Below are 12,991 nucleotides of genomic sequence, written 5' to 3'. Positions count from 1 at the left end.
AGTGGTCATATTGAACCTCCGCCGCATGCTGGTTTCGGCAGCACTCGTCGCCGCCTTCGTCTCGCCCGCAGCTCTGGTCTCCGCAGCGCCCGCCTTCGCGGACTCGACGCCGCCCCGGATCACCAGTGAGCTGCTCACGTCGCTGGAGAAGGCCCAGAGCGACGCGTCCACCACCCTCCGCGACGCGAACGGGGCCCTGGCCGCTGCCAAGGCCGACTTCGAGACCGTCAAGAACGACCCCAACCAGTTCGAGCGGGTGGCGGTGAAGCGGGCCAAGGACACGGCGGAGAAGACCGCCGCGGCGGCGGCCGAGACGGACAGGGAGGCCGAGGCGGCCGCGCTGGCGTTCGGCGCCGCCAAGCCGGAGGACCTGGACAAGGCCAGGGAGCGGATGCTGGCGGCGGACAAGGCCGCCAACGAGGCCCGCGCCGCCGACACCAAGGCCCAGGCCGCCGTCACCGCGGCCCAGAAGGCCTACGACGACATGATGGCCGGCTGGACCGCCAAGATCGCCAAGCTGGAGGACGCCGAGGGGAAGGCGGCCAAGGCGTACCAGGACGCCAACAAGGCGTACGCCGACGCGAAGGCGGCCTACGACGCCCAGCAGCAGGCCGAGCAGAACGAGAAGCCGGGCGACAAGCCCGCCGAGCAGCCCGCGGAGAAGTCGGGCGCCGTCACCCCGGTCTCGAACACCACGAGCACCAGTACCAACAAGGGGACCGGCACCGCGGTCAAGGCGGCCACCACCACCGGTTCGCCGTCGGAGCTGGCCGAGACGGGGTCCAACCCGGCGACCTCGTACCTGGCGCTGGGCTCCGGTCTGGCGCTGAGCCTGGGGGCGGCGGCGCTGTACGTCTCGCGGCGGCAGCAGGCGCGTAGCACCTCCTGACCCACTCGGGTCCGCGCCGTCCGGGAGGACGAGGCGGACCTCGCGACCGCAGGGTGGCCCGTGATCGGGCCACCCTGCGGTTTCGCTTTTCCCGGGTTCGACGGACGGCCTTTGTCGACTCGTCAATTCTGTTGTTCCGTACGGAAACCAAAGGGGCCGTTTCACTGCCGGACGTCGGCATGGAGCATCAAGAGTGCGTATGCCTATGATCAGCGCTGCCGGACCGTCAACAAGCGTCCGGGGAACGGCTTTTGCCGTTGTTCCGACCAAAAGGGGACCAAAGTGAGAATCCGCCGCACCCTCGTTTCGGCCGCGCTCGTCGCCGCCGTGATCTCGCCCGCCGTCGTGCTCTCCGCCGCTCCGGCCTTCGCGGCTCCCGCGGCCGCGCAGGCGCAGGCCGGCAACGGGTCGCTCGCCGAGTTGGAGAAGGCCGACGCCGCCGCGCTCAAGGCGAAGGAGGCCGCCAAGACGGCGATGGGCAACGCCCGGGACGCCTACGAGGCGTTCAGCAGCGACCCGCAGCCCTACCGCGGCAACGTGGACAAGGCCCAGGCGGAGGAAAAGAAGGCCGTGGCCGCCTTCGAGGCCGCCGACAAGGAGCTCGGCGACGCCTCGCGCAAGCTCGTCCACGAGGGCGCGGAGAACTGGGCGAAGAACAAGGTCCTGGTGGACGCGGCCGAGAAGGTGTTCAAGGAGGCCTCGGCAGCCAAGGACAAGGCCGAGAAGGCCGCAGCCGACGCCGGGACGGCGCTGCACAACGCGCTGGTCTCGGAGGGCCGGAAGGTCGACAAGGCGCAGGACGCGTACGAGGCGGCGAGCAAGGAGTACGACGCCGCGCACAAGGCGTACCTCGACGCCAAGGCCGCGGGCCAGCCGTCGACCGAGCAGCCGGCGACGGAGCAGCCGACCGGACAGCAGCCCGCCGAGCAGCCCGCGGAGAAGCCGGGTGCCGTCACTCCGGCCTCGGACACCACGAGCAAGAGCACCGGCACCGGTACCGGTACCAACAAGGGGACCGGCACCACGGTCAAGGCGGCCACCACCACCGGTTCGCCGTCGGAGCTGGCCGAGACGGGGTCCAACCCCGCGACCACCTACCTGGCGCTGGGCTCCGGTCTGGCGCTGAGCCTGGGGGCGGCGGCGCTGTACGTGTCGCGGCGGCAGCAGGCGCGTAGCACTTCCTGATCCACCCCGGTTCGCGTCCGCTCGGGAGGAGGCCGCGAACCCGTGAACCGCAGGGCGGCCCGGTCGGGCGGCCCTGCGGTTCCGCGTTTCCGGGCCGTTCCGGCCCGGAAACGGCCCGTCAACCGGCTCCGGGGGCTGTCAAGCGCCGGTTCGGCCAAGTCGGGGGCCGACCGCGCCCCGACCGCGCGTTGTCGCGGCCGGCGGCGGCCGCACACACTGTGCGCACCGTCACGCTCCGAAACCCCGTGTCAACACCACCCTGCCTGCGGTTCCTCCGTAAGGATGATGGATACTGGCCCTTGTGAACGTGTTCACGTTCACAAGCGGACAAGCTTGCGTGGTTCCGGAGCGGTCCACGGCTATAGATGAAGTTTGTCCGGAAACGCCCTGAACGGGCCGGTTGGAGAGAGGGCGACGTGGACCTGGCAATCGCTCACGAAACCATCGCGCGATGGCAATTCGGCATCACGACCGTCTACCACTTCCTCTTCGTTCCGCTCACGATCAGCCTGGCCGCCATCGTGGCCGGGCTGGAAACGGCCTGGGTGCGGACGAACAAGGAGAAGTACTTCCACGCCACGAAGTTCTGGGGAAAGCTCTTCCTCATCAACATCGCGATGGGCGTGGTCACCGGGATCGTCCAGGAATTCCAGTTCGGCATGAACTGGTCCGACTACTCCCGGTTCGTCGGCGACGTCTTCGGGGCCCCGCTCGCGATGGAGGCGCTGATCGCCTTCTTCTTCGAGTCCACCTTCATCGGCCTGTGGATCTTCGGCTGGGACAAGCTGCCGAAGAAGATCCACTGCGCCTGCATGTGGATGGTCGCCCTGGGCACCGTGCTCTCCGCCTACTTCATCCTCGCCGCCAACTCCTGGATGCAGCACCCGGTCGGTTACGCGATCGACCCGGCCACCGGCAAGGCGCAACTCACCGACATCGCCCGGGTGCTGTTCCAGAACACCACCCTCGTCGTCGTCTTCCACACCCTGACCGCCGCCTTCCTCACCGGCGCCGCGTTCATGGTCGGCATCTCCTCCTTCCACCTCTGGAAGGCCAAGCGGCTGCTTGTGAAGAGCGGAGGGGCGGAGAACGCCGACCCCAAGAAGACCGCCGTGATGCGCACCTCGCTGCGCCTGGGCCTGGTGCTCGCCGTGGTCTTCGGCGCCGGCACGGCGCTCAGCGGCGACACCCTCGGCAAGGTCATGTTCGAGCAGCAGCCGATGAAGATGGCCGCCGCCGAGGCGCTCTGGGACACCCAGTCGCCGGCGCCGTTCTCGATCTTCGCCGTCGGCGACGTCAGCAAGGGCCACAACTCGGTGGAGCTGGAGATCCCCGGGATACTGTCCTTCCTCGCCCACAACGACTTCTCCTCCGCCGTCCCCGGGATCAACGACACCGCCGCCGCCGAGGCCGCGCAGCACGGTGGTGACCCGAAGGACTACATTCCGAGCGTCTTCGTGACGTACTGGGGCTTCCGCTTCATGATCGGCTTCGGGATGACCTCCTTCGCGGCCGGCGTGATCGGCCTGTGGACCACCCGGCGGAAGTTCCTGCTCAAGCCGGAGTACCGCACCGGCGACACCGAGGTGCCCCGGCTGATGCTCACCCCCTCGCGGGAGCTCGGCCCGACGCTCACCAAGTGGAGCTGGCGGATCGGCATCCTCACCATGGGCTTCCCGCTCATCGCCAACAGCTTCGGCTGGATCTTCACCGAGATGGGCCGTCAGCCCTGGGCCGTCTTCGGCCTGATGACCACGGCCAGCGCCGTCTCCCCCAACGTGAGCGTCGGCACCCAGATCGGCGCCCTGGTCACCTTCACCACGCTGTACGCGATCCTCGCCGTCATCGAGGTGCGGCTGCTGGTCAAGTACGCCAAGGCCGGCCCGGTGGTCACCGAGCAACCCCCGGCCAAGGACCCGACCCTGCGCGGCCCCTCCTCCGACGAGGACGCCGACAAGCCCCTCGCCTTCGCGTACTGACGCGCACCGACTCACGGAAAGGAGACCAAGGGTCATGCAACTCCACGACGTCTGGTTCGTGCTGATCGCGGTCCTGTGGATCGGCTACTTCTTCCTGGAGGGCTTCGACTTCGGGATCGGCATCCTCTCCAAGCCGCTCGCCCGCAACACCGCCGAGCGGCGGGTGCTGATCAACACCATCGGCCCGGTCTGGGACGGCAACGAGGTCTGGCTGCTCACCGCCGGCGGCGCGACCTTCGCGGCCTTCCCCGACTGGTACGCGACGCTGTTCAGCGGCTTCTACATCCCGCTGCTGGTCATCCTCGTCTGCCTGATCGTGCGCGGCGTGGCCTTCGAGTACCGGGCCAAGCGCGACGGCGCCCGCTGGCAGCGCAACTGGGAGGAGGCCATCTTCTGGACGTCCCTGCTCCCGGCCTTCCTGTGGGGCGTGGCCTTCGCCAACATCGTGCGCGGCGTGGACATCGACGCGCAGAAGAACTTCGTCGGCTCCTTCTGGGACCTGCTCAACCCGTACGCCCTGCTCGGCGGACTGGTGACGCTGACCCTGTTCACCTTCCACGGCGCGGTGTTCGCGGCGCTCAAGACCGTCGGCGAGATCCGCGACCGGGCCCGCAAGGCCGCGCTGGGGGCCGGGCTGGCCACCGCCGTCGCCGCCCTGGCCTTCCTGATCTGGACCCAGGTGGACAGCGGCAACGGCCGCAGCCTGGCCGCGATGATCGTCGCGGTGCTGGCCCTGCTCGGCGCCCTGGCGGCCAACCAACTGGGGCGCGAGGGCTGGGCGTTCGTCCTGTCCGGGGTGACGATCGTGGCCGCCGTCGCGATGCTGTTCCTGTCGCTCTTCCCGAACGTCATGCCCTCCAGCCTCAACGACGCCTGGAGCCTGACCGTCTCCAACGCCTCCTCGGCGCCGTACACGCTCAAGCTGATGACGATCGTGGCGGCCGTGTTCACCCCGCTCGTCCTGCTCTACCAGGGCTGGACGTACTGGGTGTTCCGCAAGCGGATCGGCGTTCAGCACATCCCCGGCCACGACCCGGCCGGCGCGATCGACGCCAAGGCCTGACGCCGTGAAGCCCGTCGACCCCCGACTCCTCGGGTACGCCCGCACCACCCGGGCCTTCCTCGCCGGCAGCGTGCTGCTCGGCGTGGCGGGCGCGGCCCTGGTCGTCGCCCAGGCGAGCCTGATCGCCGAGATCGTCGTCCGCGCCTTCCAACGCGGCGACGGCCTCGGCGAGTTGAAGGGCCCGCTGGTGCTGCTCGCGCTCACCGCCCTCGGGCGGGGGCTGGTCGGCTGGCTCACCGAACTCACCGCGCACCGGTCCGTCGCCCGGGTGAAGTCCACCCTGCGGCGCCGGCTGCTCGACCACGCCACCGCGCTCGGCCCGTCCTACCTGGCGGGCCGGCGCACCGGCGAGCTCACCACCCTCGCCACCCGGGGCGTCGACGCCCTCGACGACTACTTCGCCCGCTACCTGCCGCAGTTGGCGCTGGCCGTGGTCGTCCCCGTGGTGGTGCTGCTGCGCATCGTCGGCGCCGACGTCACCTCGGCCGCCGTCATCGCCGGGACGCTGCCGCTGATCCCGCTGTTCATGGCGCTCATCGGGATGGCCACCCAGTCCCGGATGGACCGCCAGTGGGAGACGCTCTCCCGGCTCTCGCACCACTTCCTCGACGTCGTCGCCGGGCTGCCCACCCTCAAGGTGTTCAACCGGGCGCGCGCCCAGGCCGCCACCATCGCCCGGATCACCGCCGACTACCGCCGGGCGACCCTGCGCACCCTGCGGATCGCCTTCATCTCCTCCTTCGCGCTGGAGCTGCTCTCCACCCTGTCCGTCGCCCTCGTCGCCGTCACCATCGGCTTCCGGCTCGTCGACGGCACGCTCGACCTGGAGACCGGGCTCGTCGTGCTGATCCTCGCGCCCGAGGTGTACTTCCCGATCCGGCAGGTCGGCGCGCTCTACCACTCCAGCGTCGAGGGGCTCACCGCCGCCGACGAGATCTTCCAGGTCCTGGAGACCCCGCTGCCCGCCGCCGGGACGGTGCCCGCGCCCGCCCTGGCCGGGGCCGTCCTCACCGCCGAGGGCCTGACCGTACGGCACCCCGGGCGCACCGCCCCCGCGCTGGACGGGGCCTCGCTGACGCTGCGCCCGGGCTCGACCACGGCGCTCACCGGGCCGAGCGGGGCCGGCAAGTCCACGCTGGTCTCCGTGCTGCTCGGGCTGGTCGAACCGGATGCGGGCGCGGTGCGGATCACGGCGCAGGACGGCCGTACGTACGACCTGGCGGAGCTGGAGCCGCAGAGCTGGCGGCGGCAGATCGCCTGGGTGCCGCAGCACCCGCACCTGTTCGCCGGGACGATCGCCGACAACCTGCGGCTGCACCGGCCGGAGGCGGGCGAGGAGCAGCTGTGGACGGCGCTGCGGGCCGCGCACGCGCTGGACTTCGTGACGGACCTGGACGCGGAGCTGGGGGAGGACGGCGCCGGGCTCTCCGCCGGGCAGCGCCAGCGCCTCGCCCTGGCCCGGGTGCTGCTCGCCGAGGACCGGCCGCTGGTCCTGCTCGACGAGCCCACCGCCAACCTGGACGGCGCCTCGGAGGCGGCCGTGGTGGAGGCCGTCCGGGCGCTGGCCGAGGACCCTTCGCGCACCGTGCTGGTGGTCGCGCACCGGCCGGCGCTGCTGGCCGTGGCCGAGGAGCGGGTGCACCTGGCGGGGGCGGCGGCCGTTCCCGCCGAGCCGGTGGCGCCGCTCGCGCACAGCGGGCGGCCGACGGCCGTGGCCGCCGGTGATTCCGAGGAGGAGGCGGAGGAGGCCGCTCCCGCCGCGCCGAGGCTCGCGCTGTCCGTACTGCTCGGCGCGCTCGCCCTCGGCTGCGCCGTCGCCCTGATGGCCACCTCCGGCTACCTGATCTCCCGGGCCTCCCAGATGCCGCCCGTGCTCTACCTGATGATGGCCGTCACCTCCGTACGGGCCTTCGGCATCGGCCGCAGCGTCTTCCGCTACGCCGAGCGGCTCGTCTCCCACGACGCCGTGCTGCGCGCCCTCGGCACCCTGCGCGCCGCCGTCTACCGGCGCCTGACCGTGCTCGCCCCGGCCGGCCTGCCCGCCTTCCGGCGCGGGGACCTGCTCTCCCGGCTGGTCGCCGACGTCGACGCCGTCCAGGACCGCTACCTGCGCTGGCGGCTGCCCGCCGCCGTCGCCGCCGTGGTCGGGCTCGCCTCGGCCGCGGCGATGGGCGCCTTCCTGCCCGCCGCCGGGCTGGTGCTCGGCCTCGGGCTGCTGCTCGCCGGGGTGCTGGTGCCCGCGCTGGCCGCCCGCTGGTCGGCCGGCGCCGAGCGGCGCCAGGCCCCCGCCCGGGGGCGGCTGGCCACCAGCGTGGTCGACGCCCTCAGCGGCACCGCCGAGCTCACCGTCGCGGGCGCCCTGCCCGGGCGGCTCGCCGCCGTCCGTACGGCCGACGCCGCGCTGACCCGGCTCGCCGCCCGCTCGGCCGCCACCACGGCGCTGGGCACCGGGCTGATCGCGCTGCTCACCGGGCTCACCGTCGCCGCCGCGGCCGCCGTGGGCGTCCAGGGCGTACGGGACGGGCTGCTCGCCCCGGTCTGCCTCGCCGTGGTGGTGCTCACCCCGCTGGCGGCCTTCGAGGCCGTCACCGGGATGCCGCTCGCCGTCCAGGCCCGCCAGCGCGCCCGGGCCGCGCAGGCCCGGCTCGACGAGGTGCTGTCCGCTTCGGCGCCCGTCGCGGAGCCCGTCGCGTCGGTGGCCCTGCCCGAGCAGCCGCTGCCCGTCGCCGTGCGCGGCCTGACCGTCCGCCACCCCGGGCAGGAGCGGGACGCGCTCGCCGGGCTGGACCTCGACCTCGCCCCCGGCCGGCGGATCGCCGTCGTCGGCCCGTCCGGCTCCGGCAAGACCACCCTCGCCCAGGCGCTGCTGCGCTTCCTGGAGCCGGGGGAGGGCGCGGTGACCTTCGCCCACGGTCGTCCACAGGCTGTGGACAGCCGCATCCTCGCCGGGGAGGACGTCCGCCGGGTGATCGGCCTCTGCGCCCAGGACGCCCACGTCTTCGACAGCTCGCTGCGGGAGAACCTGCGCCTCGCCCGCCCGGCCGCCTCGGAGGAGGAGCTGCGCGCCGCCCTGGCCGCCGCCCGGCTGCTCGACTGGACGGACACCCTGCCGGACGGCCTGGACACCATGGTCGGCGAGCACGGCGCCCGGCTCTCCGGCGGCCAGCGCCAGCGCCTCGCCCTCGCCCGGGCGCTGCTCGCCGACTTCCCCGTCCTGGTCCTCGACGAGCCCGCCGAGCACCTCGACCTGCCCACCGCCGACGCCCTCACCGCCGACCTCCTGGCCGCCACCGAGGGCCGCACCACCGTGCTGATCACCCACCGGCTGGCCGGGCTGGACGACGCCACCGTGGACGAGGTGCTGGTGCTGGACGGCGGCCGGGTGGCCGAGCGGGGCCGCTGGTCGGAGCTGATCGCCGACCCGGACGGGCGGCTGCACGCGATGTGGCGCCGGGAACGGGAGGCCGACGGCCTGCTCGCGCCTGTCTTTGTCTGAAAACCGTACAAACTAGGCTTTCTCCATGGACCCCACGCCAGACCTCCCCTCCGCCACTCCCGAGCCGGCACCCCACCGGGTGCCCGAGATCGCCTCGCTCGGGCTGGACACCCTGGTCACCGAGGTCTCCGAACGCCTGCAGTCCGCCGCCGCCGTCACCGACCGGATGCAGCGGCTGCTCGAGGCGGTGGTCTCCATCGGCGCCGGGCTCGACCTGCACGCCACCCTCCACCGCATCGCCACCGGCGCCGCCGAACTCGTCGACGCCCGCTACGCCGCCCTCGGCGTCATCGCCCCCGGCGGCACCGGCCTCGCCGACTTCGTCCACGTCGGCATCGACGACGAGACCGCCGCCCGCATCGGCGCCCTGCCCACCGGCCGCGGCATCCTCGGCGCGCTCATCGACCGGCCCGAGCCGCTGCGCCTGGCCGACCTCGGCGCCGACCCGCGCTCCTCCGGCTACCCGGCGCACCACCCCTGCATGAAGACCTTCCTGGGGGTGCCGATCCGGGTCCGCGCCGAGGTGTTCGGCAACCTCTACCTCACCGAGAAGAAGGGCGGCGGCGCCTTCACCCCCGAGGACGAGCAGGTCGTGCACGCGCTCGCCGCCGCGGCCGGCGTCGCCATCGAGAACTCCCGCCTCTACGAGGAGGGCCGGCGCCGGGAGCGCTGGATCGCCGGCGCCAACGCCGTCACCAGCGCGCTGCTCTCCACCGAGCAGGCCGAGGGCGCGCTCACCGTCGCCGCCGAGCAGGTGCGGGAGCTGGCGGACGCCGCCCTCGGCATGATCCTGCTGCCCACCGGGCCCGAGGGCGACGGCCGGATGCGCGTCGCCCACGCCTCCGGGGAGTCCGCCGAGTACCTGCGCGGCGAACTGCTGCCCAAGGACTTCGCCTCCCGGCTGCTCGCCGGGGAGAGCGTCTACCTCGACGACATGTCGAGCGACCCGACCGTGGTGATCCGCCGCGCCCGCTCCTTCGGCCCGTCCATGGCCGTGCCGATGGTCGCCGCCGGCCGCGTCCTCGGCGGCCTCTGCGTCTGGCGCCCGCGCGGCGCCCCGCCCTTCACCGACGGCGAGAAGCAGCTCGCCGAGGCCTTCGCCTCCCAGGCCGCCCTCGCCCTGCGGCTCGCCGAGGGCCAGCGCGACCAGCAGCGCCTCGCCGTCTTCCAGGACCGCGACCGGATCGCCCGCGACCTCCACGACCTCGTCATCCAGCGGCTGTTCGCCACCGGGATGATGCTGGAGAGCGCCGCCCGGCAGGCCGTCGTGCCCGGGGTGAAGACCGGCATCGGCAACGCCGTCGACGAGCTGGACGCCACCATCCAGGAGGTGCGCACCACCATCTACGCCCTCCAGCACGACAACCACGGCGACGCCCCCGACACCCTGCGCACCCGGGTGCTGCGCGAGGCCAGCCAGGCCGCGGCGGCGCTCGGGTTCAAGCCCTCGGTGAGCTTCGTCGGGCCGGTGGAGAGCCTGGTGAGCGAGAAGACCGGTCGTCAACTGCTGGCGGCCCTGCGGGAGATGCTCTCCAACACCGCCCGGCACGCGCGGGCCTCCCGGGTCGGGGTGGAGATCGACGCGACCATCCACCTCGACGAGGACGGCCGGCCGATGGGCGGCGACCCGGAGGACCCGGAGCGCGCCGGGTGGCCCGGTGTGGTGCTCACCGTCACCGACGACGGGGTCGGCATCCCCGAGGGCGGGCGGCGCAGCGGGCTGCTCAACCTCGCCCGGCGGGCCGAGGTCTTCGGCGGCGACGCCTGGCACGAGCTCGGCCCGCACCGCAGGGGGACGCGGGTGCGGTGGACCGCGCGGCTCTGATCACCGCCTCTGATCACAGCCGTCGATCGCCGCCTTTGATCACCGGCTTTGATCACCGGCTTTGATCACCTTTGTCCAAAGTTGAACAAGGGAGAACTTCCCGACCAACAGCGCAAGTTGTGAAGGCCCTGGGGTTCCGGCAGCTCCGTGTGCGCACATAGCTTTGCTCCGTCTCGGAGGGGAAACCGGACGGAGGGGGCAGTGGAGGCTTCCGGCCGCGGTCATGCCGCAGCAGGGGCAAGTCGAGGGGGGTTCCGGACCGAACGAGGCCCGGACGGGCGTTACCGCTGGCAGTTGAAGGCGCCGAACGGACGGGTGGTCGCCATCACGGCCACCCAGTTCGAGACACCCGGCGAAGCCGAGCGGGGTTTCGACGGCATGCGCGTCGTGGCCGACGAGCTCACCGCCCGGATCACCCACGTGCGGGACGGGATCGGGTGGATCTGGGTCATCCCCGGCACGCGCTCCTTACCCGAGGTGCGGTCCAGCCGCGCCTACGAGCGGTACGCGACCTGCCAGAACGCGTTCCGGCGCTTCGTGGTGCTGCTCGCGAAGCAGGCCCCGCGCGAGGTGCCGGTACGCGAGGTGACCGTGCGCGAGGTGCCCGCACGCGAGCTGACGGTGCGTGAGAATCCGCTCAGAGCCGTGTCGTTGAGACGCCCCGATGGCCGCTGAGCGGCGGGGGCCGCGACTGCTGATCGTCCCCGCAGCCGACCGTTGCGTGAGCTGGGCGCTGCGCGCCGCCAACGGTCGGCCGCTCGGCATGGGCGTGCGCACGTACCGGAGCGAGGCCGAACTCGCCGAAGCCGTACGGGAACTGATCATCGAACGGGCCGCGCTGCGGTGCTCCCTGGGGCAGTCCGAGGGGCGGCAGTGGGTGTGGTCCGCCTACCTGCCGGTGCGGAGCACCCGGCGGGCCGCCTCCGAGCCCTCCCCCGTCGCGCGCAGCGCGCGCGGCTACCTGCGCAGGGACCAGTGCCAGGCGGGGGTGGAGGGGTTCCTCGCCGGACTCCAGTTCGTGGGGCAGGAGTTGCGGCGCGGCGGGCACTGGCCCCTCTAGGAAGATTGCCGAACGTGCAGTTCCGGTGAAGCGCAGGTTTCCGGCAACACCCCGAGCAGCCTCCTGGAGAAGAACGTCGACCGGTTCCGGAAGGTCGTCCACAGGTATGTCACGTCCACGCCGACCAGCGGCTAAACCTCGTCGAACCGATGAGTCGACAAACACGGGCCCGGCTCGACCACCCTTCCGGCGGAACCCCCGAGCCGGACAGGATCGGTCCCGCCGGAGCGGCCGCAGCAGACACGGCCCCCGGCCCGGAGCCCCCGACCCGGGCTTCGGTGACGCGTTGTACATGTCCCCCCTCGGAGGAACAGGAACATGCGTAAGACCGCTGCCAAGCTGCTCACCGTCGCCGCCCTGGCGACCTCCCTCGCCACCGTCGTCAGCGGCACCGCCGTCGCCGACCCGGCCGCCGGTGTGACCCCGAACTCCCAGGACATCGTGGGCGTCGGCTCGGACACCACCCAGGCCGTGCTGAACCAGCTCGCCGCCGACTACAACGCGACGCTGACCGACCCGAACGCGCCGCACCTGTACAGCTGGGACGCGATCCCCACCGGCACCATCACCACCAAGACCGGTGCCACCGCGATCACCCGGCCGAACGGCTCCGGCGCCGGCATCACCGCGCTGAACGCCAACACCAGTGCCACCGTGGACTTCGCCCGCTCCTCGCGCGCCCCGCAGCCGACCGACCCGACCACCGACGACTTCGTCGCGCTGGCCAAGGACGCCGTCGCCTGGGCCGCCCCGTCCACCGGCAACGCCCCGGCGAACCTGACCACGCAGAACCTGAAGGACATCTACACCTGCGCGGTCACCACCTGGAACCAGATCGACCCGTCGCTCTCCACGGACACCATCAAGCCGTTCCTGCCGCAGACCGGCTCCGGCACCCGGTCCTTCTTCCTGGGCGCGATCGGCGGCGGCACCGCGGTCACCCCGGGCACCTGTGTCAACAGCAGCGTCCAGGAGAACCAGGGCAGCGACTCCCAGCTGGCCGACGTGGACGCGCTGGTCCCCTACTCCGCCGCCCACTACATCGGCCAGGTCTACTTCGGCAAGGGCAGCGGCGCCGACGTGCAGGGCCCGCTGACCATCCGCTCCATCAACGGTGTCGCGCCGGTCGACGCGACCAACAAGGTCATCACCGCCGACTACGCCACCACCACCTACGCCCGCGTGGTCTACAACGTCTTCCGCGACGCGGAGTGGACCGCGACCGACACCCACGGCACCACCCTGCGCGCCATCTTCGGCCGCGGCGGCTGGATCTGCAGCAACGGTGCCTCGGACCTGACGAGCTTCGGCTTCCTGCCGCTCGCCGCCTTCAACTGCGGCAGCGTCTACCACTCCTGATCGACCTCGCACCACACCGGCGGGGGGGGGGGGGCCCCCCCCCCCCCCCCCCGGCCCCCCCCCCCCGGGGGGGGGGGGGGCCGCCCCCCGGGGGGGGGGGCCCCCCGGGGGGGGGGGGGGGGTGGGGTGGTCCCC

At 72.5% G+C, this 12,991-nt stretch carries 9 protein-coding genes; all 9 read left to right on the top strand.

Annotated elements, in window-relative coordinates:
• The first annotated feature begins 25 nt into the window (after positions 1 to 25).
• The 9 genes from ACIRRS_RS34055 to ACIRRS_RS34015 all read left to right on the top strand — a co-directional run bounded on the left by ACIRRS_RS34055 (position 26) and on the right by ACIRRS_RS34015 (position 12,856).
• On the top strand, positions 26 to 889 hold the full coding sequence (locus ACIRRS_RS34055; RefSeq protein ID WP_402979375.1) for an LAETG motif-containing sortase-dependent surface protein: 864 nt from the start codon (positions 26 to 28) through the stop codon (positions 887 to 889).
• A 282-nt stretch (positions 890 to 1,171) separates the two neighbouring features.
• On the top strand, positions 1,172 to 2,074 hold the full coding sequence (locus ACIRRS_RS34050) for an LAETG motif-containing sortase-dependent surface protein (RefSeq protein WP_402979372.1): 903 nt from the start codon (positions 1,172 to 1,174) through the stop codon (positions 2,072 to 2,074).
• 416 nt (positions 2,075 to 2,490) lie between these two features.
• Positions 2,491 to 4,053: a cytochrome ubiquinol oxidase subunit I gene (locus ACIRRS_RS34045; protein WP_402979369.1), complete on the top strand. Its 1,563-nt coding sequence runs from the start codon at positions 2,491 to 2,493 to the stop codon at positions 4,051 to 4,053.
• A gap of 34 nt (positions 4,054 to 4,087) precedes the next feature.
• The gene (gene cydB / locus ACIRRS_RS34040; protein WP_402979367.1) at positions 4,088 to 5,116 is read left to right on the top strand and encodes a cytochrome d ubiquinol oxidase subunit II; all 1,029 of its coding nucleotides are present in this window, start codon (positions 4,088 to 4,090) and stop codon (positions 5,114 to 5,116) included.
• A gap of 4 nt (positions 5,117 to 5,120) precedes the next feature.
• A complete protein-coding gene (gene cydD / locus ACIRRS_RS34035; RefSeq protein WP_402979364.1) occupies positions 5,121 to 8,612 on the top strand; it encodes a thiol reductant ABC exporter subunit CydD in 3,492 nt (1,163 codons plus the stop codon).
• A gap of 25 nt (positions 8,613 to 8,637) precedes the next feature.
• Positions 8,638 to 10,437: a GAF domain-containing protein gene (locus ACIRRS_RS34030; protein WP_402979361.1), complete on the top strand. Its 1,800-nt coding sequence runs from the start codon at positions 8,638 to 8,640 to the stop codon at positions 10,435 to 10,437.
• A gap of 294 nt (positions 10,438 to 10,731) precedes the next feature.
• Positions 10,732 to 11,112 carry a hypothetical protein gene (locus ACIRRS_RS34025; RefSeq protein ID WP_402979359.1) on the top strand — a complete coding sequence of 127 codons (381 nt, stop codon included), beginning with the start codon at positions 10,732 to 10,734 and terminating at the stop codon, positions 11,110 to 11,112.
• Positions 11,102 to 11,497 carry a hypothetical protein gene (locus tag ACIRRS_RS34020; protein ID WP_402979356.1) on the top strand — a complete coding sequence of 132 codons (396 nt, stop codon included), beginning with the start codon at positions 11,102 to 11,104 and terminating at the stop codon, positions 11,495 to 11,497. The genes ACIRRS_RS34025 and ACIRRS_RS34020 overlap by 11 nt, the downstream gene beginning before the upstream one ends.
• A 318-nt stretch (positions 11,498 to 11,815) precedes the next feature.
• Positions 11,816 to 12,856, top strand: coding sequence for a PstS family phosphate ABC transporter substrate-binding protein (locus ACIRRS_RS34015; protein WP_402979354.1), 1,041 nt, complete (start codon positions 11,816 to 11,818; stop codon positions 12,854 to 12,856).
• The last annotated feature ends 135 nt before the right edge of the window (positions 12,857 to 12,991 follow it).

Source organism: Kitasatospora sp. NPDC101183, assembly GCF_044767945.1.
GTDB lineage: Bacteria > Actinomycetota > Actinomycetes > Streptomycetales > Streptomycetaceae > Kitasatospora.
This window is presented reverse-complemented; position numbering and strand designations above follow the sequence as displayed.

Coding starts and splice junctions, on each gene's coding strand:
- ACIRRS_RS34030 (WP_402979361.1), top strand. CDS start 8,638: ATGGACCCCACGCCAGACCTCCCCTCCGCCACTCCCGAGCCGGCACCC.
- ACIRRS_RS34055 (WP_402979375.1), top strand. CDS start 26: ATGCTGGTTTCGGCAGCACTCGTCGCCGCCTTCGTCTCGCCCGCAGCT.
- ACIRRS_RS34015 (WP_402979354.1), top strand. CDS start 11,816: ATGCGTAAGACCGCTGCCAAGCTGCTCACCGTCGCCGCCCTGGCGACC.
- cydB (WP_402979367.1), top strand. CDS start 4,088: ATGCAACTCCACGACGTCTGGTTCGTGCTGATCGCGGTCCTGTGGATC.
- ACIRRS_RS34020 (WP_402979356.1), top strand. CDS start 11,102: ATGGCCGCTGAGCGGCGGGGGCCGCGACTGCTGATCGTCCCCGCAGCC.